We start from the raw sequence: 21836 nt of genomic DNA, 5'->3' as shown, positions 1-21836 counted from the left end.
TCACAAAATGAATCAAGGGATATTAGCAAAAAAAATTCTAACAATTCCATCGAACTTCTTTCTTTTTTTCGATACAATGAAAACAGAAAATGGGGGTGTCTATATGGAACAATATTTTATATACGATGAACACCTAGGAATAGAAGTACCTGACTTACAAGTAGAATGGGAAGATATCCCTGAAAAAATGCAGCATGCTATTTTATTAAAGTGGGAACAAATTCGCGGGAAAATACCTGATCGTATAAAAGAACTTGAATATCATATTAATCAAAAACAACATCGTTTAAATAACGAAGAAAACTTTGAAATTTCCTGTAGCCTCAATTCTGAAATCGCTGATCTTGCCTCCATCATTAACGATTTATGGCTTTGGTATCGCCTTACTCAAAATGTATCTGAGGGGAAAGCGCATCAATAATAAGCCAAATAAAAAAGCATCTACAAATAGATGCTTTTTTATTTGTAATTCCATCCTTTTTCATATGAGTCTAATAAATTCGGTTGATTCAAACGATTAACCGATAAATCTCTTCTTTTCTTTCATAAAAAATTTCTCGCATTCAAAAGTTTTTTATTGTATCATGATGCACATGTACAGGAATAGGAAAAACGTTCCAAATTAGATGTATATTAAAAACTAGTAATTTAATAAAACTAGCTATCTATTTATCAGGTAAATACAGAAAGGATTGTAAATATGAAAAAAAAGCTTCCAATTATCATTTTATCTAGTGCTTTATTGTTATCTCCCATACATAGTTATGCAAACACAGAAATAAGTAAAACTCCCCTTCATACAGAAGACCATTCCAAAGCAACCGAACAAACAAAAACATTAAAAACAGATGAATTCATAGACGATATTTCAAAAAAAAACGATGTCTCAACTGACAAAAAAGAGCAAACTCAAGAAAATAATGTAACTACCGATAAAAAGGAACAAACTCAAAAAAATAATGTAACTACCGATAAAAAGGAGCAAACTCAAGAAAATAATGTAACTACCGATAAAAAGGAACAAACTCAAGAAAATAATGTAACTACCGATAAAAAAGAGCAAGCTCAAGAAAATAATGTAACTACCGATAAAAAAGAGCAAGCTCAAGAAAATAATGTAACTACCGATAAAAAAGAGCAAGCTCAAGAAAACAGTCTAGCTCCCGCTACAAAAGAACAAACTCAAGAAAGTAAAACTGAATTAAATACAAACAAGGAAGAGAAAAACAAAAAAGAAGGATGGATTAAAGAAGGAAATGCTTGGTACTATTACTCAAATAATGAGAAAGTAACAGGATGGAAATATGACCAAGGTAGCTGGTATTACCTACATGGCAATGGTGCTATGGCTACTGGATGGACAAAAATTAACGGCTCTTGGTATCTCCTTCAACCTAATGGTGTAATGACCACTGGGTGGTATTTCGATGGCGTTAACTGGTTCTATCTTCATAATGCCGGGAATATGGCTACTGGATGGACAAAAATTAACGGCTCTTGGTACCTTCTTCAGCCTAATGGTGTAATGACTACTGGGTGGTATTTCGATGGCGTTAACTGGTTCTATCTTCATAATGCCGGGAATATGGCTACTGGATGGACAAAAATTAACGGCTCTTGGTACCTTCTTCAATCTAATGGCGTAATGACTACTGGATGGTATTTTGATGGAGTTGACTGGTATTATCTTCATAATGCCGGGAATATGGCTACTGGATGGACGAAGATTAACGGCTCTTGGTACCTTCTTCAATCTAATGGCGTAATGACTACTGGATGGTATTTTGATGGAGTTGACTGGTATTATCTTCATAATGCCGGAAATATGGCTACTGGATGGATCCAAGATAGCGGAAAATGGTATTACTTATATGAAGATGGAGTAATGAAAAAAGAATCTGTGTATTTAGATGCTCCGATGATTTTCCAACTACCTGAGCTACATAATGGATGCGAAGTTGTTTCAATGACAATGATGCTAAAATATCACGGACATAATGTAGACAAGCTAACACTAGCTAAACAATTACCTGTTGATTCTACACCCATGATAAAAAGTGCTGGATCTATTTTAACGTGGGGAGATCCTTCAGTTGGATTTGTTGGAGATGTAACAGGCGCATCTCCTGGTTATTCTATTGACCCCGCACCATTAAAAAGATTATTAGATCGTTATACAAACAGCGGTATCGATTTATCAGGCTCTGATTTTTCTAAAATTGAGCGTTTATTAGCACAAGGAAAACCGGTTGTAACTTGGATTACAGCATCTTTTTCACATCCGGTATCCCCTCAGAGTTGGAAAACCTTATCAGGGAAAGTTATACAAGCTGACTTTGATATGCACGTAGTATTAGTCACTGGGTATGATAATGATTATGTATATATTAATGATCCTCTTAGACGTGGCAAAGGGGCTAAAATTCTAAAAAGTAAATTTATCAGCAGCTACAATTATATGGGTAAAAAAGCATTAAGTATGTAGTGAATACAAACAAAAAGAGATAAAATGAAATTCATTTTATCTCTTTTATTTTGTAAATTTACTCATTTATACCATATAATGAATAAAATAGATTTTGAAAGGAGCATCAAATTCATGAATGCTTTTGTCATTATTATTCTCACTTTTCTTAGTGTAATTAGTTGGGAGGCTTTTTTTAAAGACAAAACAGATAAAAGCAATACAAATCAGCAAAAAGAATAATTTTGTCTCGCCATGATTCAAAATTCCACCTTATGTTCACCCCCTATTCCTTATTCATAACTTGTCGTCACTCTCACGATTACTACCTACTTATTACTTATGAATCCTGAACAAACAAGACTATTCTACAAAAATATATAAGAATGAAAATTCAATCGCTATAAAACCGCAAATTATGTAGGTTTTTCTTCGTTTATTGTCGGTTTCCATCCGCATACATTTTTTGAAAGTATGATATAATAATATAAAATCTTTTACAGAAAGGATTTAGATATCATGATCGCTCGAAGGAGCATGTGGCATCGAATTGACGAATCTTACACGTAGCGTATTTTTTCAGCTCAGATCCTTTAGTCTAGCGAAAAAAATACGAGAGTGGGGAAATTATGATTGCCCGAAGGATAATTTGGCAACGAAAAGACTCTTCTTACACATAGCGTTTTGTTTAAGTCCCATTGATAATTGCTAAACAAAACAAAGAAGAGGGCAGGATTGCTAAATAACAAATCCTACTCCAAGTTTTGTTTAGTCGTTTTTAGACTTAAACTAAAACGAAAGTAGGGAGAATTGATGGACGAGAGGATTATTCGTTATTTCTTCAGCGACATATAGCATAGTTAGTTTGATGTAAACTAACTAAAGGCTACATGGGCTCGTAGTTAGTTTACAAGATGAAAAGAACTACTAACTACGGAAAGAAGGAATAACGATGAGGAACATCCAAAGTCGACAAATTATTAAAGAAATTTTTATGGTTTTAATCGGTTCATTTATTTTATCAGCAGCACTATATCACATTCATTTCCAAAACCACTTAACTGAAGGTGGCTTTGTAGGAATTGCGCTATTTATCCAAAACTTTTTTGATATTTCACCGTCAATTTCAACTGTATTGATGGATATCCCGGTCATTTTATTATGTGCTACATTTTTAGGTAAGAAGATGGTTGGTTATTCATTTATGGGTTCGATTTCATTCGGAGTGTTCTATTCTTTAATGGAAAATTTCTCTCCATTTACAGTAGATTTGTCAAATCATTTATGGATAGCCGCAGTACTTGGCGGCGCGCTAGCTGGGATTGGACTCGGTTTTATATTACGATTTGGTGGTGCAACCGGCGGAGACGATATTTTAACAATTGTACTAAGTAAAAGAACTCACTTTACAATTGGGCAGATTTTCTTCGTCTTTGATGCGATCGTACTTGCACTTTCATTATATTATTTAAATTGGACAGAAATTGCTTTTACTATTCTTTCAATTGCCGTGCAGGCAAAAACATTGGATTTAATTTATTATCCAAAAACAGAAAAGAAAACAGTATCTATTCCAATGTCAAAACAACATGCAACAAACTAAAAAGCGAAAGGCCTCTGCCTCTCGCTTTTTTCATGCTCTTTTTTCTTTCTCTAATATGTAACGAACTTGGTAGAATCTATTTGCAAACTCTGTTACATTCCGCGTTAGACGATAATTCACCGTAGAGCCAATCGCTATTCCTAACACAGGAATACCTTGAAAGAGTTTACGACGAAGCGCATAAATAGAAAAAGTCTTCAAAATTTGTTTTAACACCACTTCTGTAGAAGCTGGTTTTAACACTTTTTCTTCCCCTTCATAAAAGAACAAATCTTCTTGTTCTAACTCCTGAAGCAAGTTATACCAAGCATATTGCTGAAGCCTTGTTGGCAACAACGCAGCATGGAATACTTTTAAAGCGAGCATCATTTCATAAGGCTTGTTCACATCATGACCAAACGATGTTGCAATAAGCTGAACCGCCTTTACATTTAACGCAATCATGACAGGGAAATCAGCTGTCAATAATAACAAACCACCTACTCCGGTTGCTCCTCCCTGCACGAAAGAATATAAACGATGACGCGCCGTCTGCTGCTCGGCTATATATGTTAATTGATCTATGGATAACTCTTTCAATTCTTCCAACTGTTCAATCGATTCATCAAACAATCGTGCCGTTCCTAAAATACGATTCCGTGCATCAAGTTGTGATTGTGAGCTTTGAATCAATGCATGGAGATGGAATAACCCTCCGTCCGCTTTTGCAAAAAACTCTTTTCGCTTTTTCTCTGGAACTTTCGCAACTGAAGCATGCAACCACTTATCAAACATCTTTTGAAAATCGGTAGACTCCTGTTCTAACAATTGCGTTTCCCAATTTTTAACCTCTTGTAAAATGGCTTGTTCTCGCTTTGATCGCATCGTAACAACCACCTCGCTCAATTTTTTTCTATTGTAACATATTTCCGGTTTCTCTTTGTAAATCTGATAGACTAAACATATATTTATCCAGTACATGGGGGGATTATATGTACCCACGCGCAAAGGCATTTGGAATTGTACTTCACAACGAACGAATTCTCGTTCAAGAGTATCTTACGGAAAGCGAAACGTATTACAGACCACTCGGCGGTTCTATTGAATTTGGAGAGAAATCAGATGAAACAGTGATTCGTGAATTTAAGGAAGAACTTAATGCACAAGTAGAAATTACAACTTACTTAGGATGTCTTGAAAATATCTTTTACTCAAACGAAGAAATCGGCCATGAGATCATTCAATTGTATTCTCTTCATTTTGTAGATACATCGCTTTATGAGATCAAAACAATTCCTATTATAGACGGAGAACCCAATACATATGCGACGTGGATTCCGATTACAGCATTTCTGAACCAAGAAAAAGTATTGTATCCAAATGGACTAACAAAATTTGTTGCCACAAAAAGAAAAGACGGAATCCTATAGGATCCCGTCTTTTTTACATATATTAACCAATGTTTCCAAGACGTAATACGTCACGAGCAATCATAACTTCTTCGTCAGTTGGAATTACGATAATTTTTACTGGAGAGTGTGGGAAGTTGATGAATGCTTCTTCGCCATGAATGTTGTTACGTTTTGGATCGAAGTATACTCCCATAAACTCAAGGCCTTCTAATACACGTTCACGAATTAGAGCACTGTTTTCTCCAATACCAGCTGTAAAGATGATTGCGTCTACACCTTTCATACGAGCTGCATAAGAACCGATATATTTATGAATACGTCCTACGAATACATCTAACGCTACTTCTGCACGGTGGTTTCCTTCTTTTTCCGCTTGTTCGATGTCACGTAAGTCACTAGAGAATCCAGAAAGACCTAGCATACCACTTTTCTTGTTTAATACATTCAGAACTTCTTCTACAGATTGTCCTGTTTTTTCCATAATGTATGGAATTAACGCAGGGTCAATGTTACCAGAACGTGTACCCATTGTTACACCAGCAAGTGGAGTGAAGCCCATAGAAGTATCGATAGATTTTCCGCCTTCTACAGCAGCAATACTTGCACCGTTACCTAAGTGGCAAGAAAGTAAACGTAAGCTTTCAAGTGGACGACCTAATAATTCAGCTGCGCGCTGTGTTACATATTTATGAGAAGTTCCGTGGAAACCGTATTTACGAACGCCGTATTTCTCATAGTATTCATATGGTAAGCTGTATAAGAAAGATTCTTCCGGCATTGTTTGATGGAATGCTGTATCAAATACTGCAACTGCTGGTACGTTCGGAAGTACTGCTTGGAACGCTTTAATACCAACAACGTGTGCTGGATTATGAAGTGGTGCTAATTCGCTTAAATTTTCAATTTCTGCTAATACTTCGTCAGTAATTACAGCAGAATCATCAAATTTTTCACCGCCGTGTACAACACGATGACCAATACCACTAATTTCATCAAGAGATTTCAAAATTCCATTTTCAGTTAATTTGTTAAGAAGCATATTAACTGCTACTCCATGATCTGGAATATTTGTAACTTCTGTTTGTTTTTCACCGTTCACAGTAATTGTGAAGATACTATCTTCTAAACCGATACGTTCTACTAAACCTTTTGTTAATACTTTCTCACTTGGCATTTCAAACAATTGGAATTTTAATGAAGAGCTTCCTGCATTAATCGCGATGATTTTTGACATCTAGTCTTTCGCCCCTTTTTCTCTTGGTAGTTGTGTGGATGAGACCACAAACCGCTCGATTTTATCTGATTAAATTTACCAAATATGAAAACGTTTCATTCTCAGTAAATTTTATACTCACGAGTTTAATTTAAACATCGTCCGACATATATTTCAAGTGAAAAAATTGTAACACCAAGAAAAAATATATATTACAGATTTCAAAAAAATTCAGTTTTATCTTGTATACATTAAAAGTTCCTACACATAACACAAAACTGTATTACATTAATCAATACCTCTGTTACATATGTTATGACTTATGTGTTGCAAACCAGCTATTTAATTGAGTCATTATATTCTCCATCGCCTTCATATTGGAAAACTTAGGTAATTCCACTAATAACGCCTGTTTTGGCATCGTTACATCCGGCCCCTTCTTTTGGAGAACAAGTATACTTTTTGCATTTTTCTCGTTTTTAAACATGGAAACAGGAAGCTGTAATAGCCCTTGAATAAAGCTTGTTTCTTTAATAAAAGCATGAAGTTTTGGTGCTTGATCACTTTCAAAAATGAAGTTTGGTACTAAGAAGAATAAATAGCCGCCTTCTTTTGTATGCTTCACACTTTGTTCAATAAATAAGTGATGTGCATAAGACATGCCTTCATCTGCTTTTAAAGTATATTCACTTGCACCGATTTCGTTTGGATAATAACCGATCGGTAAATCGCAAACAACAGCATCTACTGGGTCAATATAAAGCGGCGCTAGTCCATCTTGATTGAACAACTCAATTGCTTGCTTTTGTAAATTCGCATTCACTAAAGCAAGTCTAACAAGTAAATCATCCACATCTACACCAAATCCGCTTATCGTTGTACCTTCTTGGGCACCATTAAAAATTGTCGTCATTAAGTTCCCTGTTCCAATAGCAGGATCTAAAACAATAATTTCTTTTTGATCCTTCATAAATTTCTGGAACAAATAGTTCATAAACATCCCAACTGCATCAGGCGTCATTTCATGATTGGCTTGTATGCCATCTTTCATTCCTTTTAAAATGGCAAGCTGAAATGCTTTGCGAATTTCCTCGCTTTTATATGTTTCTTCATTAAACTTACTATATTCACGATTCAACCGTTCAATTGTTGATTCAGATAATTCTTCTTGCAGAATCGCCCCTTCAAACAGGTTATCCCCTGTTTCCACAAGCGCTTCTAAATATGTTACATCCAATTCTTTACGTAAAATTACGGTAGAAGAATCAAAAATAGAAAATAATGTTTCTACTGTCTGACTCACATACATTCCTCCTTCTGTCAATTACACATAACTTATATCATACCATAAAGTGAAACTTTAATCAGTGAGGAGGTTTCTTCATCCCCACTGATTATTAGCCTCACCAATCGGGCATTTACGGACAGTTTATCTCCAACTAGCTTCTTTGTGTTACTGCACCTTAAGGTAGGAGATTTACTGCCCGTTAATGCGGGGTAATCTAATTTTCCCCCAATAGAAAAAGCAGCCTCTATGTCATGAGACCGCTAAATTATATCAACGCTTTTTCAAATATATCGACCGTTCGACAATATACAACACGCCTGACAAGAAAAAACGACCTCTATAAGAGGTCGTCTTCATTACTTCGCAGCTTTTGCTGCTTCTAATGCTGCTTCATAATTTGGATGACTTGTACCTTCGCTTACGTATTCTACGTAAACTACTTTGTCGTTGCTGTCTACTACGAATACTGCACGAGCAAGTAAACGAAGCTCTTTCATTACTACGCCGTAAGCTTCACCGAATGAAAGGTCACGGTGATCAGAAAGTGTTGCTACGTTTTCTAAGCCGTTTGCTGCACACCAGCGTTTTTGAGCGAATGGTAAGTCCACACTAATTGTTAGTACTTTTGCGTTCTCAATACCAGCTGCATCTTGGTTAAAACGACGAGTTTGTGCATCGCATACACCTGTATCGATAGATGGTACAACACTAATTAATTTCACTTCACCTTTGTATGTTTCTAAACTTACTGGAGATAAGTCATTTGCTAATACTTGGAAGTTTGGCGCTTGATCGCCAACTTTAACTTCTGTTCCAACTAAAGTGATTGGGTTACCTTTAAAAGTTACGTTTGCCACTTGAAAATCCTCCCTTATTTAAACAAAATATGTACACTGTAAATGATAGTTTGTCCCTATACAGAATGCAAACAAAATCGCTTTATTTACAAAAAAATAAAAAAGCTAATCAACCGATTAGCTTCTTTTCGCTGTTAGATTTCAAATTCTGGTTCATCGCCTTTTCGCTTCTCCATCATTTCCTTCACTTTATCAACAGCTTGTGGTGCTAACTCAATGATTTTATCAATCACATGTGTCTGTTTATCTAAATGTAACACTTTTACGCCTTGTCCATTTATAACGAGAAAAGCAACAGGGTTAATTGAAACACCGCCACCACTCCCGCCTCCAAATGGATGACGACCAGAGCTCTCTACTTTTCCAAATTCGCTCCCACCAGCAGCAAACCCAAAACTTACTTTAGAAACTGTTAAAATGACGCTTCCGTCAGCTGCTTTAATTGGGTCGCCAATAATTGTATTTACATCAGTCATTTGTTTTAAATGCTGCATTGCAGTTGTCATTAAACCTTGAATTGGATGGTCCATTTTATCCCCCTATGCTTGTACGGATTTTTCTGTTATACCAGATCTTTGTTTTCTCATAAACAAGAGTAATTTCACTCCTGTTGTTACGGCACGATATATACGAAAGGAAGCTGTTAATTCACCTTTCGATGCAAATCCCTTCCCTTGAAACACAGGTGTAATCTCAAACTCCGGTATATCAATAACATGCGTATATTGTCCCAAGACCCCGGCTGTCATTCCTTTTATTCCCCATGCGTATCCAGTGACAATTCCGGTGCTAGCTGCATCACCCGTTCCAATTTGTGAATGCCATTTCCAGCTATTGATTTTCACTTTTTTAAGAAAACCTTTAATGATAGTATGGATCTCTTGAAGCCTTTTTATCAGTTCCCCGATACTATCAAGCTGCGCCATGATTTTATTTTCCATACCGCCATCTTTCTCTGCCTTTTCAATTTTTTGTCCAGTCTTTTTTTGCTGTTTTTCAATTCTTTCCAGCACATCAAATGTATATCGAATCATCCATATTTTCACTTGAAATAGACATTGTTTCTCCATTTCTGAATATAAAAACGTCACTTTAAGCGATAGTTTCGACAATAGTATAAATAAAATGAGCAAGAGAAAAATGCCAATTCCAATTACAAGCCATTTCATACGTACCATCCTTTCACTCCATATCCATTATCGACAGGTTCAAACAGGATTAAACAATTCGCAATAAAATTGAATATAGGAATTTTTCTAAAAACAAAGAGGGATTTTGACATTTTATATCGAAATATATTATTTGAGCATACCATCAGAATTTTTTCTAGTGGAGCACAACGCTAAATTTGACTGCAATGGAGGGATACACAATGGCAGATCGTCGCAATTTATTTTTCTTTTATGGTGATGACAAAGCTACGCTTGTCGAAAAAATGAAGCCAATATATCGTATTTTAGAGGGAAATGGATTTACCATATTAGATCATCCAAAAAATGCAAACGCTATCGTCAGTGTTGGAGATGACGGCACCTTCTTACAAGCCGTTCGTAAAACAGGGTTCAGGGAAGATTGCTTATATGCAGGAGTTTCTACGAAAGATGAAATTTCTTTCTACTGTGATTTCCATATTGACCATGTCGATACAGCCCTTCAAGAAATTACACAAAATGAAATTGAAGTGCGAAAATATCCAACAATCCAAATAGATGTTGATCAGGGGACATCTTTCCATTGTTTAAATGAGTTTTCTTTACGCTCTAGTATCATTAAAACATTTGTAGTGGATGTGCATGTTGATGATTTATATTTCGAGACATTTAGAGGAGACGGTCTAGTTATTTCTACACCGACAGGAAGTACAGCATATAATAAGTCATTGCATGGTGCGGTTGTTGACCCATTAATTCCATGCTTCCAAATAAGCGAACTTGCTTCTTTAAATAACAACACATACCGTACACTTGGATCACCGTTTATCTTAAACCATGAACGTACATTAACATTAAAGCTTACTCCGGGCGGTAATGATTACCCTGTTATCGGCATGGATAACGAAGCGCTTAGCATTAAACAAGTGGAAAAAGCGGTCGTTCGTTTAAGTGATAAACAAATTAAAACAGTAAAACTAAAAAATAATTCGTTCTGGGAAAAAGTACAGAGAACGTTTTTATAGAAAAAAGAGTGCTGAGGGGTTTCCCAGCACTCTTTTTTCATGATTCACATGTCGTTTTTTTGCAGAAACATTCATATCTTGTGTCGAAACACCAATATTATTTCTGATATACAATTCGACCATCTATTATAGTTATAGTAACTTGAATATCCTTTATTTCCTCTGCTTCAACTTCAAATATGTCACGGTCCATGATAGTAAAATCAGCTTCATATCCTTTAACAATTTTACCACGCTTATTTTCCTTACCAATCGCATAAGCACTTCCAGCCGTAAATAAGGAAACTGCTTCATATACCGTTAATCTCTCTTCAGGTATGTAACATGTTCCATCAATAAAACTTCGCCGCGTGACTGCACTATAGATTCCTAAAAACGGATTTACTTGTTCAATTGGCGCGTCTGATCCACCGCAACAATGTAATCCCACGCCGAGTAACGTTTTCCAAGCATACGCATAACGAAGACGATGCTCTCCTAATTTTTCAATAACAGATGGAAAATCAGATGAGACAAATACAGGCTGAATATCAATAATAGCTTGCAAATGCTTCATCCGCTGTATTAACTCTTCACGAGCAAGCTGACAATGAATAATACGATCACGCAGCCCCTCTGCCGGAGGATATAACTCCAGTGCATCAATTACATATTCAAGGGATAAATCACCGATTGTATGAATCGCAACTGGCATCCGTAAATTACGTGCTTTCTTCACTAATTCCGCGAGCTCTTCACGAGAAAAAATAGCTACTCCATTTGTTTCCTTCGCATCTTCATATGGCTCGCTTAATAGTGCTGTTCGTCCGCCAAAGGAACCGTCTGAAAAAATTTTCATTGCGCCAAATTCAATATAGTGCTCGGTCCCATAATATTTGCGTTCATGTGCGACTTCATGGTGTACAAGCAAATGAGCTTTAAATGGCATTTCCTTTATTACGTGTAAAAATGCATTATACGTTTTTTGAAAACCACCGTAATAATTTAAGTCTTCTGTATGCCCACCTACTAATCCATATTTCCAGCAATCTTGAATGGCTGTTTGTAGCGCTCTTTGCAAATAAGCTTCATCAATTTCCGGCTGGACATGCTTAATTAATTCTTGCGCTTGTTCATACAACAGGCCTGTTAGTTCTCCGGATACTCCACGCCCAATCTTTCCACCTTTTGGGTCTGACGTTTCTGCTGTTATATTTGCTTTTTCGAGTATGTAAGAATTCACCCATGTCACATGACGACAAACACGCTTTAATAAAATGGGATGCTCCTTAGAAAGGGCATCTAAATCACGAACGTGGACGCTTTTGGTATCTGTGAAATTATTTTCATTCCAGCCTTCGCCAATAATCCATGTACCTAATCTTGTTTCTTTCACTCGTTCAGCTACAAGCTCAATCATTTCCTTATAAGACGTACAAGCGGATAAGTCTAAACGGAGCAGTCGTTCTCCATGCCCAATAAGATGCATATGACTATCCACAAGGCCTGGAATCATCGTTCTCCCCTCTAGATTCCGCACCTTCTCAGACTCATAACGACTCTCTAAGTCCTTTTTATTACCCGTATCTATAATCACCCCATCTTCTACATAAACAGCTTCAACCATTTCGTTCTCTTCATTCATTGTATAAATATGTCCGCCGAACCAAATCTCCCCCATCTTCTCACCCCTTTTCTTTTAGTCTACGAAATTTAAGTGTAGAAAAAAAGCACCACTGTACAAACATGGTGCTTTTCCAAAAATTAATTATGATCAGCTGGAACTGTTGATACTTGCCATTCTACATTAAATTTATCTTTTACTTGCCCATACGCCGGGCTCCAGAAAGTTTCTTGAATTGGCATGATTACTTGACCGCCATCTTGCAATTTTTCAAATACTTCTTTTGCTTTTTCTGCATCACTTATTCTAATAGCTACAGTTACTTGTGATCCAATTTGGTACGGTTGTCCTGGGAATGTATCAGAAATCATAAGGTCCGTATTACCGATTTTTAAATGTGCATGTAAAACGCGGTCTTTCACTTCATCTGGAACAGCGAATTCTGGATTTTCAGGCATTTCTCCAAAAGTCTGAATGACTTCAACTTTTGCATCCAATGCATGTTCATAAAACTTCACTGCTTCTTGTCCATTACCATCCAAAACTAAATACGGATTAATACCTAAAATCATAAAAGGCACCTCTTTTTCCAATTTTTTAGTAGTCATTTCACACTACAAACAGAACGTACGTTCCTATAAATAATATCATAATCTTACATGTACTTGCAACAATCTAATTCCATTTTTTCTTACTTTAGCCCTAATCCCATTTCTTGTTTTCTAAGTTCGACGCGTCTAATTTTTCCGGAAATTGTTTTTGGTAGTTCGTCTACAAATTCAATTTTGCGAGGGTATTTATATGGTGCTGTTAATTCTTTAACATGTTCTTGAAGTAAAGGAATCAGTGTGTCTTCTTTTTCTTGTACATTTTCTCTTAAAACGATAAATGCCTTTACGACACTTCCGCGGATTTCATCTGGACTTGCCACAACAGCACACTCTCTTACATACGGATGTTTCACAAGTGCATCTTCAACTTCAAATGGTCCAATTGTATAGCCAGAGCTAATGATAATATCATCCCCGCGCCCCTCGAACCAAAAATAGCCTTCTTCGTCTTTTTTCGCTTTATCACCTGTAATATAATAATCACCGCGAAATTGCATAGCTGTCCGCTCATCATCTTTATAATATTGTTTAAAAAGTGCTGGCGTTTCAATATGAACAGCAATATCACCGACTTCTCCTACAGATACAGGTTGTCCTTCTTCATTTACAATATCTACATGATTACCTGGCGTCGGTTTTCCCATTGATCCTGGCTTAATTTCCATTCCTTTCATAACGCCAACGAGCAACGTATTTTCTGTTTGTCCATACCCATCCCTGACTGTAACGTTAAAATGATTTTGAAATGTTTCTATTACCTCTCGGTTCAGTGGCTCTCCTGCAGATACAGCACTATGTAAAGCTGTTAAATTATATTGCTGTAAGTTCTCTACTTTTGCCATTAAACGATATTCTGTCGGCGTACAGCAAAGCACATTCACTTTATTATCATCTAATAATTGCAAATATGTTTTCGGTTCGAATTTACCGTGATATACAAATCCTGTTGCGCCTGAACCGAGTGTTGCTAAAAACGGGCTCCAAATCCACTTTTGCCATCCTGGACTTGCCGTTGCCCATACAACATCATTCTCCTCTATTCCAAGCCAATTCGGAGCGCTTGTACGCAAATGTGCATATGCCCAAGCGTGTGTATGTACAACGCCCTTTGGATTCCCTGTCGTTCCTGATGTATAGGATAAAAAGACCATATCTTCTCGGTCTGTCTTTGCGATTTCTAATTCATCACTTTCTGTTTCTAACGCATCTTTTAAATTAATCCAACCATCTACTGACTGCTCGCTCAGTACAAATTTTCGAAGGGACTCCATCATCTCTACATCTTCAAATTGTTCGATATACGGTTCATAACTGACAATTGCCTTTACTTCTCCATGCCGTAAACGATATTCAATATCTTTTTTCCGAAGCATTTCTGAACTTGGAATAACCACAAACCCTGCTTTAATTGCCGCAATGTACGTCATATACGCCTCAATTAAGCGTGGCATCATAATGAGAAGCTTATCCCCTTTTTGCAAACCACTCTTTATAAAAGCGTTTCCAATTTTATTCGCACCTTGTATTAATTCAAGGTATGTAACCTCTCGTCTATTCCCTTCGTCATCTTGCCAAATTAAAGCCAGCTTCTCTTTTTCATTTGTATATTTTTCTATCTCCGCAACTAAGTTATAAGACGTTGGTGCTAACAATTCTTCTCTATTCATAATTTCATCCTCCTTTATCTATGCCTCCCTTATATAATAAAGAATTTTCAGTAAATTTTGAACCCTCTTCTTTTGACAAATTTTTTAATAACTTTTCGACAAAAAGAAGGAGCGGGAAAACCCGCTCCTTCTAAGCCATCGTATATGGGATTATTTATGGAAACCGCCTAATTGTTGTTCAGCTAGTGAAACTAGACGTTTTGTAATTTCGCCACCAACAGATCCGTTAGCGCGAGATGTTGAATCAGCTCCAAGTTGAACACCAAACTCTTGAGCGATTTCGTATTTCATTTGATCTAATGCTGCTTGAGCACCAGACACTGCTAATTTGTTTGTGCTTGCCATATGGTATCACCTCCTTGTGAGTATAGAGTGTGATAAACCATAGGACTTCATACATATCTAATGATGGTAATTTATGGTTTTAGAAAAGATCTTCAAATTGTTCTTCTTCAGCCACTTCTACTGTTTGTAATACCATCTTTTCTGTATTCGCAACAACGGATTCAATAAGTGGTGTAAAGTCATATTTTGATTCAAAGCGATTTGCTTTTTCACGCTTCGGTTTTGTCGATGGACTTGCTGGTGTGAATACTGTACAGCAGTCTTCATACGGACGAATCGAAATATCATATGTTCCAATTTCATTTGCAATTTTAATAATTTCTAGTTTATCCATCGTAATAAGCGGGCGAATTACTGGATAGTTTGTAACCTCATTAATCGTATGCATACTATCTAACGTTTGGCTCGCTACTTGTCCAAGACTTTCACCCGTTGTTATCGCAAGTGCATTACGCTCCTCTGCAATACGTTCTGTAATACGCATCATCATACGGCGCATAACTGTCATAGAATAACTAGATGGAATTTCCTTATTAATTGTTTTTTGCACTTCAGTAAACGGAACAAGGTGAAGCGTTACACGTTTACAATACTTCGTTAACTCTTGTGCTAAATCGATTACTTTTTGTTTTGCACGCTCACTTGTAAATGGCGGACTATGGAAGTGAACGGCCTCCACTGATACACCGCGCTTCATTGTTAAGAAAGCAGCTACTGGGCTATCGATTCCACCAGAAAGAAGTACCATTACTTTTCCGCCAACGCCAACTGGTAATCCGCCAGCTCCCATGCGCTCACCACACATAATATAGCTATAACCGCTGCGAATTTCTACACGAACATTTACATCTGGATTATGAACATCTACTGTAATGTCTTCTGTATTATCTAAAATATAGCCGCCAATCTCCGGAAGCAACTCCATCGTCTGCATCGGGAAGTGTTTATAAGAACGGTGTACTGTAATTTTAAATGTTTTAACATCGCCTTTTACTTGTAAGAAAGCAGCAAGCGCTCCTTTTTTAATGTCTTCTAATTCTGACGGTACTTTCATTGCTAAGTTAAACTTATGAATACCAAATACATCTTTCAACTTCTCTGCAATCGCCTCATGATCTTCACCATTTAACTGAATGTACATGCGATCGTGTGTTGCATCGATTTTGATATTTGGGAATTTCTTTAATTTAAATTTAACGTTATCTTTTAACGTGTTTACAAACTTAGAACGGTTTTTTCCTTTTGTCGTCATTTCTCCATAACGAACTAAAATATATTCATATGTCATCATATTTCTTTACCTCATCACTTCATATAATTTTGGCAATGTTTCTTTTATAATTTCTTCAAATTGTGTTACTTCTTCCATCGTATTTTCAGGTGCTAAACTAATGCGAATCGCACTCGCTGCTGCAGCATGTGGTATTCCCATTGATACTAACACACGACTCACTTCATTTGCTTTTGAGGAACAAGCTGATTTGGTTGATACATATACGTCACGTTCTTCTAGAGCATGAACCACTACTTCTGGTTTCAACCCAACGAACGATACATTTAAAATATGCGGCGCCGCATACGCAAGCGATGTATTAATTGTTACATCTTCCATTCCCTCTAAGAAACGTACGAGTTCTGCTTGCAATTTCTGTAAGTGGTCACTCTTTTCTCTCATATGTTCCATTGTCATACGTAGTGCCTTTACCATCGCGACAATACCAGGTAGGTTCTCTGTACCCGAGCGATAACGCAGCTCCTGCTGACCACCTGATAAAATTGGATCTAATCTTACACCATCGCGTACATATAAAAGCCCTGTTCCCTTTACGCTATGAAATTTATGTCCAGATATCGAACAGAGATCAATATGAGAAGCATATAAATCAAGTGGTACTTTTCCAATTCCTTGTACATGATCCACATGGAATCTTATTTTTGGATAGTTCGCTAGCAATTCACCAACTTCAGAAACAGGTTGAATCGCCCCTGTTTCATTATTCACATGGATCATGGAAACAAGGATTGTATCCTCACGAAGCGCTCGTTTTACATTTTCTACTGATACAATACCATGTTCGTTTACAGGTAAATAGGTAACATCAAAGCCGAGCCCTTCTAATTGTTTATATGCTTCAAACACAGACGCGTGTTCAATATTTGTTGTAATAATATGCTTACCACGAGAGCGATTCTTCATCGCTATTCCTTTAATCGCAAGGTTATTCCCTTCCGTTCCACCCGATGTGAAAATAATCTCGGCAGGCTTAACATGAAGAAGCTGCGCTGCAATCGTTCTCGATTGTGTTAATAAACGCTCCGCTTCTCCCCCGAGCGAATGAATAGAAGAAGGATTCCCAAAATATTTCCCTGCAACCGTTACGTAAGATTGAAGGACTTCTGGATATGGTTTCGTCGTCGCACTATTATCAAAATAGATCATCGTTCTTCCCCTTTCAGCGCTGTCACATCGTATAATCATATCACAAATACGTGCAATTACGCTAAACATACTCAAAGGTTCCATTTTTCAATACAGAAGTATACTTCTATATTTTGAAACGAAAAACACTGCTGTATTCCGCTATTCATTATAGCAATATCGCTCTAGAATTTACACAGATCCAGTGCAAAAAAAACAAACCCCTTTTTCATCAAGGGGTTTGTTCATTATCAACAAATTCAGCAATTTTTTGTACAACACCAGGTTCAAGTTGTTCCAAAACAGAAGCTGCTTGTTCTAAAGCTGCATCATATTCATATTCGCGGAACAATCTCTCTGCATTCTCTAAGCTTTGCGCCAAATCCACATCATGACTACGGTAGCGATTACCATATTGGATTAGCTTTTCTACTAAGTACGCTTGTCCAATTAACTCCTGCGTCTTTTCATATACACCGTTTACCATTGTATATGCTTCTTCTAACATACTATTTACAACATTCATATTTAGTGGTTTTAATTCTAACTGTTCATATACACCTTGTATTGCCTCTTGTCCTCTTTGTAAATCTTCCATAATGCTTTCTGGAAGACCTGGTAAGTTAGACTTTTGCATAAAACGTTTCGCTTCTATGATCATATTGCGCATTTCATTTAATTTCTCACGCGCTTCAAATTCTTCTTTACGCATCATTTGCAACATATCTTTATACTCTACATGAAGTACCTTCAATGTTTCACATTGCTCATAAATCTCTTCCAGTTCTTCACGAATAACAGAGAATGCAATATCTTGCTCTGCAACACGTAATTGCAATACTTCAAAGCGTTTCATTAAAATATGCATTTGTTTTTCAATCAACTTTTGTGATTCAATGTCTTTGTCTTGCAGCTGATAGCTTTGTTTCACAAATTGCGTTTCGGATTTTGTCTCAATTGCTTTTTCATGAATTTCCTCTAAATCTTCGTAAATACTAACTGACGTTTTCTCTACATAATGCTTCGCATGTACTTCTTGTTCTAATTGATCATACAACATATCCAAACGCTTTTTTAAGCCTTCTATTTTCTCGTTTACTTCTGTTATATGAAGCTCTTCTAAATCAATCAGACATGTTTGTAGTTGTTTGTTCATATCCCGTACTTCTTTAGGGATTTCTAAATGATTTAATACATACCCTTGTTTTTTCATATCATCGTGACCTTGTAATAAATCATCCAATTGTACCAGTAATGTTGCTTGACACTCCACTAATAAATCAGGAATTTCATGAACGATAATTTCTAAGTTCGCCAATCCATCTTCCAAACTTTTTACAATATCACGTGCCTTTAAATAATCACCGTTTGCCGTTGTCTCGTCAAACTCTTGAAACTTCGCTGATTCTATATCAAGTAACTCTTCAATTTTCTGTTCGGATTGTCCAAACATATGACGATGAGCCAGTACACTCTTTTTCATACTACGATATGTATCACGTAAACCTTCAATTTCCGAACTATTTTTCTCATAGCTCTCTAATAATTGCTGCAGCTCATTTAAAATCTCCGTAATGCGGTTATCCGCTTCATCTAAATCACGAATGGATTCACTCATCAAACGCTTTGCTTTTCGGAAGGAAAATTGTGAGGCTGACTTTTGGGCATTTTCTAATGTTTTATCAGCTTTTGGCAGAAGGTTTGCAACAATTTCATCCCATTCTTCACGCCACTTTCCAAACAGTTCCTCTGTTTGTCCAGTCATATTTAAATCCTTAACCCGTTTCAATTCATCTGCAACAGGTTTATCTTTGACTTCTTGTTTCCACTGCTCAAGTGCTTCAATATCTTTATATAAACGATTTCTTATCACGAGCTCTATCATGAGCAGCACTAGAATAGAGCTTACTACGATGATAACGATCGTCAGAATAGAATCCATGCAAAATAGCCTCCTACTTATATCTCTTTTTTTGTCCGTTCCGTTTATGAAATGGAAGGCATTATGTATAAAAAGGGAAATCCCCTATATTTAACAACTAACAATGTACTAATCATACCATGTAATGACGTGTTTTTGGCCTAATTTTTTTTAAAATTTCTTGTTTCTTTTGTTGCGTTTGTAATATTCCTTCTAAAAATTTCTCGATTTTCTTTTTCCATACTCCGCTGCATTTATAGACATTTACTGTAAAGACTGTAATAAAGATGCATCTTCTCTATGGGATATAAAATAAACCACTCTCGTTAACGTTGGCTCCACATGTATAATACGAATCCCATCTCGCACTGCCTGCTCCACTGCAATTTCTGGCAACAACGTAATACCCAGGCCAGCCCGAACCATCGCAAGCATCGGCTCAGCGTAGGATGGCGATAGTAGGCGTAACGCCCATTCCTTTGAACATTGTCATAATCATTTTTCTAATGTCACAAATTTCCGGATAAATAATGAGCTTTTCATGCTGCAAATCTTTTATTTGAATCGTATGTTCATCTTTATAGGCATGTTCATTCGAAACAACACAAACAATATTTTCTCTTCTTACCTCTTTTACAAGCTTTGCTAACGTATACAAACTTGATTTCTGTACCACCTCTCCATACAATCGTCACAGTTCGCTTTGAGCTATTTTATATGTCGATTATCGCAGGAGTTATCGCCGTCTTTTGTTGGAATACGGGCAATCGATATATTTCATCCATTAACGGTATTTTATTTATGAATTTAGTTCCTGTACTGGCACTTATCGGATCGATTTTTCGAGGCTATAAAGTTGAAGTAATTGGAGCGATGATTACCATTATCGCTTTACTATGCAACAACTTATGGCAACGAAAGCAAGAGCGTATTCAAGAAGAAATCACTTCTTGAAAAACACGTCAAAAAATATCCCCACCTAAAATATGGCGGGGGTACTTTACATATGGACTGCTCTCGGTAACGGATAATACATATGCGTTAAACATAATATTTGTTCCATCCATTGCTCTACTTCTTTCGTATACATTTCCAAAAAGAATGTTTCTGATGGAAACGAATGCAGTACCTCCGATATATATTGTGGATATAAATACGGCATGTTTATCATGCCCTTTAATTGCGTCATAAACATTGTAAAAGACACCTTTTGAAACTCTTGCTGCATTTGTCCCTGCTTAATGATTTGCTCTATATAATATCTTTCTTTAGAAAAATAAACAGTCATCACTTCCCGGATTAACGTTGTATCAATTGAAAGCTCTCGGTAAAAAAATCGAGTAAGTTCCCTATGCTCAAACTGATAGCGTAAAATCCCTCGTACAATTTGATTCATCACTTCTTTAGCTGGCAAATACTCTCTTTGTTCAAATGACCTTTCAATTACCTCGATATAGCCTTCTAAAAAATCAGTTATAAGCTGCTCTAATAAACCTTGCTTTCCAGCAAAATAATATGAAATATTAGCCACATTCACATCCGCCCGCTTTGCAATATCTCGCACCGATGTTCCATCGTACCCTTTCGTATAAAACAATGAAATTGCCGCATCAATTACCTTTTGTTTCGTCTGCTTCATGCGCTCACTTCCTCTCACCCTGAACAGCTATAATGTAAATTTCTTGACTTTTAAGACAAATTCCTTTAATTTTCTATCGACAAAGTCATATGAAATACAGCGTGTTTTGCTATGATTTTACATTTCTCGATAGAAAGGGTGATGTTTCCATGTTTACAAAAAAAAGTTATGCAGGATCACGTGAGCAGCAATATGAAACAGTAATTAAACAACTTGATGCATTATTAACTGGTGAACCAAATGTAGTCGCTAATTTCTCCAACGCTTCGGCTCTTCTAAACCAATTTTTAGAGCGTGTTAATTGGGTTGGCTTTTATGTAACAGAAGGAACTCAACTTGTACTTGGACCATTTCAAGGAATGCCAGCGTGCGTTCGTATTCCTTTTGGACGCGGTGTTTGCGGCGTAGCAGCTGAAACAAAAACAACGCAGCTTGTTGCAGATGTTCATCAGTTCCCTGGGCACATCGCTTGTGACAGCGCTTCTAATTCTGAAATTGTTGTACCGATTATAAAAGAAGACAACGTCATTGGTGTACTCGATATTGATAGTCCCGAAAAAAATCGTTTCGACGAAGTGGATCAGCACTACTTAGAGAAATTTGTGGAAACGCTCCTAAAACATATGTAAAAGATGCGAG

General features: G+C 36.7%; 20 protein-coding genes and 2 pseudogenes. 7 read left to right on the top strand and 15 right to left on the bottom strand.

Annotated features, from left to right (window positions below; genetic code table 11):
- The first annotated feature begins 103 nt into the window (after positions 1 to 103).
- The 3 genes from ACM6HU_RS23165 to ACM6HU_RS23155 all read left to right on the top strand — a co-directional run bounded on the left by ACM6HU_RS23165 (position 104) and on the right by ACM6HU_RS23155 (position 4067).
- On the top strand, positions 104 to 421 hold the full coding sequence (locus ACM6HU_RS23165) for a hypothetical protein (RefSeq protein WP_016116621.1): 318 nt from the start codon (positions 104 to 106) through the stop codon (positions 419 to 421).
- Between the two features lie 279 nt (positions 422 to 700).
- Positions 701 to 2485: a C39 family peptidase gene (locus tag ACM6HU_RS23160; RefSeq protein WP_414848479.1), complete on the top strand. Its 1785-nt coding sequence runs from the start codon at positions 701 to 703 to the stop codon at positions 2483 to 2485.
- Between the two features lie 931 nt (positions 2486 to 3416).
- Positions 3417 to 4067: a YitT family protein gene (locus tag ACM6HU_RS23155; RefSeq protein WP_016133280.1), complete on the top strand. Its 651-nt coding sequence runs from the start codon at positions 3417 to 3419 to the stop codon at positions 4065 to 4067.
- Between the two features lie 30 nt (positions 4068 to 4097).
- Here the strand turns inward: ACM6HU_RS23155 and ACM6HU_RS23150 are convergent, their stop codons facing one another.
- The gene (locus ACM6HU_RS23150) at positions 4098 to 4931 is read right to left on the bottom strand and encodes an EcsC family protein (protein WP_016116626.1); all 834 of its coding nucleotides are present in this window, start codon (positions 4929 to 4931) and stop codon (positions 4098 to 4100) included.
- A gap of 107 nt (positions 4932 to 5038) precedes the next feature.
- On the opposite strand from ACM6HU_RS23150, the gene ACM6HU_RS23145 reads away from it, so the two are divergent.
- Complete coding sequence (locus ACM6HU_RS23145) at positions 5039 to 5476, top strand: NUDIX hydrolase (protein WP_016116627.1); 438 nt, start codon at positions 5039 to 5041, stop codon at positions 5474 to 5476.
- A gap of 22 nt (positions 5477 to 5498) precedes the next feature.
- Here ACM6HU_RS23145 and ACM6HU_RS23140 read toward each other — a convergent pair whose 3' ends face one another.
- The 5 genes from ACM6HU_RS23140 to ACM6HU_RS23120 all read right to left on the bottom strand — a co-directional run bounded on the left by ACM6HU_RS23140 (position 5499) and on the right by ACM6HU_RS23120 (position 9994).
- Positions 5499 to 6692, bottom strand: a complete 1194-nt coding sequence (locus ACM6HU_RS23140) for an acetate kinase (RefSeq protein ID WP_016116628.1) — start codon at positions 6690 to 6692, stop codon at positions 5499 to 5501.
- Positions 6693 to 6984: 292 nt separating this feature from the next.
- The gene (locus ACM6HU_RS23135; protein ID WP_016116629.1) at positions 6985 to 7974 is read right to left on the bottom strand and encodes a class I SAM-dependent methyltransferase; all 990 of its coding nucleotides are present in this window, start codon (positions 7972 to 7974) and stop codon (positions 6985 to 6987) included.
- A 341-nt stretch (positions 7975 to 8315) separates the two neighbouring features.
- Positions 8316 to 8816, bottom strand: coding sequence for a thiol peroxidase (tpx, locus tag ACM6HU_RS23130; protein ID WP_003201032.1), 501 nt, complete (start codon positions 8814 to 8816; stop codon positions 8316 to 8318).
- Positions 8817 to 8950: 134 nt separating this feature from the next.
- On the bottom strand, positions 8951 to 9346 hold the full coding sequence (gene ytfJ, locus ACM6HU_RS23125) for a GerW family sporulation protein (RefSeq protein ID WP_006096135.1): 396 nt from the start codon (positions 9344 to 9346) through the stop codon (positions 8951 to 8953).
- A 9-nt stretch (positions 9347 to 9355) separates the two neighbouring features.
- The gene (locus ACM6HU_RS23120; protein ID WP_016116630.1) at positions 9356 to 9994 is read right to left on the bottom strand and encodes a DUF2953 domain-containing protein; all 639 of its coding nucleotides are present in this window, start codon (positions 9992 to 9994) and stop codon (positions 9356 to 9358) included.
- A gap of 194 nt (positions 9995 to 10188) precedes the next feature.
- Here ACM6HU_RS23120 and ACM6HU_RS23115 point away from each other — a divergent pair, with 194 nt between their 5' ends.
- Entirely contained in the window at positions 10189 to 10992 is an 804-nt protein-coding gene (locus ACM6HU_RS23115; RefSeq protein WP_016116631.1) for an NAD kinase, read from the top strand.
- A 97-nt stretch (positions 10993 to 11089) separates the two neighbouring features.
- Here the strand turns inward: ACM6HU_RS23115 and ACM6HU_RS23110 are convergent, their stop codons facing one another.
- The 8 genes and pseudogenes from ACM6HU_RS23110 to ACM6HU_RS23075 form a co-directional block, all read right to left on the bottom strand.
- Positions 11090 to 12652 (bottom strand): amidohydrolase, encoded by a 1563-nt coding sequence (locus ACM6HU_RS23110; protein ID WP_016116632.1) that lies wholly within the window; start codon positions 12650 to 12652, stop codon positions 11090 to 11092.
- Between the two features lie 83 nt (positions 12653 to 12735).
- Positions 12736 to 13167, bottom strand: a complete 432-nt coding sequence (locus tag ACM6HU_RS23105; RefSeq protein WP_016116633.1) for a VOC family protein — start codon at positions 13165 to 13167, stop codon at positions 12736 to 12738.
- Positions 13168 to 13286: 119 nt separating this feature from the next.
- The gene (mbcS, locus tag ACM6HU_RS23100) at positions 13287 to 14873 is read right to left on the bottom strand and encodes an acyl-CoA synthetase MbcS (RefSeq protein WP_016116634.1); all 1587 of its coding nucleotides are present in this window, start codon (positions 14871 to 14873) and stop codon (positions 13287 to 13289) included.
- Between the two features lie 150 nt (positions 14874 to 15023).
- The gene (locus ACM6HU_RS23095) at positions 15024 to 15218 is read right to left on the bottom strand and encodes a small, acid-soluble spore protein, alpha/beta type (protein ID WP_000168892.1); all 195 of its coding nucleotides are present in this window, start codon (positions 15216 to 15218) and stop codon (positions 15024 to 15026) included.
- A gap of 79 nt (positions 15219 to 15297) precedes the next feature.
- Positions 15298 to 16509 (bottom strand): tRNA uracil 4-sulfurtransferase ThiI, encoded by a 1212-nt coding sequence (thiI, locus tag ACM6HU_RS23090; RefSeq protein WP_016116635.1) that lies wholly within the window; start codon positions 16507 to 16509, stop codon positions 15298 to 15300.
- A gap of 6 nt (positions 16510 to 16515) precedes the next feature.
- Positions 16516 to 17658, bottom strand: a complete 1143-nt coding sequence (locus tag ACM6HU_RS23085; RefSeq protein ID WP_033671530.1) for a cysteine desulfurase family protein — start codon at positions 17656 to 17658, stop codon at positions 16516 to 16518.
- Between the two features lie 211 nt (positions 17659 to 17869).
- Complete coding sequence (gene ezrA, locus ACM6HU_RS23080; RefSeq protein ID WP_016116637.1) at positions 17870 to 19579, bottom strand: septation ring formation regulator EzrA; 1710 nt, start codon at positions 19577 to 19579, stop codon at positions 17870 to 17872.
- Positions 19580 to 19822: 243 nt separating this feature from the next.
- Positions 19823 to 20204: pseudogene (locus ACM6HU_RS23075) on the bottom strand (LysR family transcriptional regulator substrate-binding protein); the annotation flags it as partial.
- On the opposite strand from ACM6HU_RS23075, the pseudogene ACM6HU_RS23070 reads away from it, so the two are divergent.
- Positions 20201 to 20512, top strand: a pseudogene (locus ACM6HU_RS23070) (EamA family transporter); the annotation flags it as partial. The pseudogenes ACM6HU_RS23075 and ACM6HU_RS23070 sit on opposite strands and share 4 nt — an antisense overlap.
- A gap of 46 nt (positions 20513 to 20558) precedes the next feature.
- Here the strand turns inward: ACM6HU_RS23070 and refZ are convergent.
- Positions 20559 to 21197, bottom strand: coding sequence for a forespore capture DNA-binding protein RefZ (refZ, locus tag ACM6HU_RS23065; RefSeq protein ID WP_016116640.1), 639 nt, complete (start codon positions 21195 to 21197; stop codon positions 20559 to 20561).
- A 149-nt stretch (positions 21198 to 21346) separates the two neighbouring features.
- Between refZ and ACM6HU_RS23060 the strand changes: the two genes are divergently transcribed.
- Entirely contained in the window at positions 21347 to 21826 is a 480-nt protein-coding gene (locus ACM6HU_RS23060) for a GAF domain-containing protein (RefSeq protein ID WP_016116641.1), read from the top strand.
- Positions 21827 to 21836 lie beyond the last annotated feature (10 nt).

It is taken from the genome of Bacillus sp. IT-79MI2 (assembly GCF_949768135.1).
Lineage (GTDB): Bacteria > Bacillota > Bacilli > Bacillales > Bacillaceae_G > Bacillus_A > Bacillus_A pseudomycoides.
The sequence above is the reverse complement of the archived record's forward strand: the minus strand, read 5'-3'. Positions and strand labels throughout refer to the sequence as shown.

Bases quoted from the DNA above. Each gene is read 5' to 3' on its own strand.
- ACM6HU_RS23165 (WP_016116621.1), top strand. From the start codon at position 104: ATGGAACAATATTTTATATACGATGAACACCTAGGAATAGAAGTACCT.
- ACM6HU_RS23160 (WP_414848479.1), top strand. From the start codon at position 701: ATGAAAAAAAAGCTTCCAATTATCATTTTATCTAGTGCTTTATTGTTA.
- ACM6HU_RS23155 (WP_016133280.1), top strand. From the start codon at position 3,417: ATGAGGAACATCCAAAGTCGACAAATTATTAAAGAAATTTTTATGGTT.
- ACM6HU_RS23150 (WP_016116626.1), bottom strand. From the start codon at position 4,931: ATGCGATCAAAGCGAGAACAAGCCATTTTACAAGAGGTTAAAAATTGG.
- ACM6HU_RS23145 (WP_016116627.1), top strand. From the start codon at position 5,039: ATGTACCCACGCGCAAAGGCATTTGGAATTGTACTTCACAACGAACGA.
- ACM6HU_RS23140 (WP_016116628.1), bottom strand. From the start codon at position 6,692: ATGTCAAAAATCATCGCGATTAATGCAGGAAGCTCTTCATTAAAATTC.
- ytfJ (WP_006096135.1), bottom strand. From the start codon at position 9,346: ATGGACCATCCAATTCAAGGTTTAATGACAACTGCAATGCAGCATTTA.
- ACM6HU_RS23120 (WP_016116630.1), bottom strand. From the start codon at position 9,994: ATGGTACGTATGAAATGGCTTGTAATTGGAATTGGCATTTTTCTCTTG.
- ACM6HU_RS23115 (WP_016116631.1), top strand. From the start codon at position 10,189: ATGGCAGATCGTCGCAATTTATTTTTCTTTTATGGTGATGACAAAGCT.
- ACM6HU_RS23110 (WP_016116632.1), bottom strand. From the start codon at position 12,652: ATGGGGGAGATTTGGTTCGGCGGACATATTTATACAATGAATGAAGAG.
- ACM6HU_RS23105 (WP_016116633.1), bottom strand. From the start codon at position 13,167: ATGATTTTAGGTATTAATCCGTATTTAGTTTTGGATGGTAATGGACAA.
- mbcS (WP_016116634.1), bottom strand. From the start codon at position 14,873: ATGAATAGAGAAGAATTGTTAGCACCAACGTCTTATAACTTAGTTGCG.
- ACM6HU_RS23095 (WP_000168892.1), bottom strand. From the start codon at position 15,218: ATGGCAAGCACAAACAAATTAGCAGTGTCTGGTGCTCAAGCAGCATTA.
- thiI (WP_016116635.1), bottom strand. From the start codon at position 16,509: ATGATGACATATGAATATATTTTAGTTCGTTATGGAGAAATGACGACA.
- ACM6HU_RS23085 (WP_033671530.1), bottom strand. From the start codon at position 17,658: ATGATCTATTTTGATAATAGTGCGACGACGAAACCATATCCAGAAGTC.
- ezrA (WP_016116637.1), bottom strand. From the start codon at position 19,579: ATGGATTCTATTCTGACGATCGTTATCATCGTAGTAAGCTCTATTCTA.
- refZ (WP_016116640.1), bottom strand. From the start codon at position 21,197: ATGAAGCAGACGAAACAAAAGGTAATTGATGCGGCAATTTCATTGTTT.
- ACM6HU_RS23060 (WP_016116641.1), top strand. From the start codon at position 21,347: ATGTTTACAAAAAAAAGTTATGCAGGATCACGTGAGCAGCAATATGAA.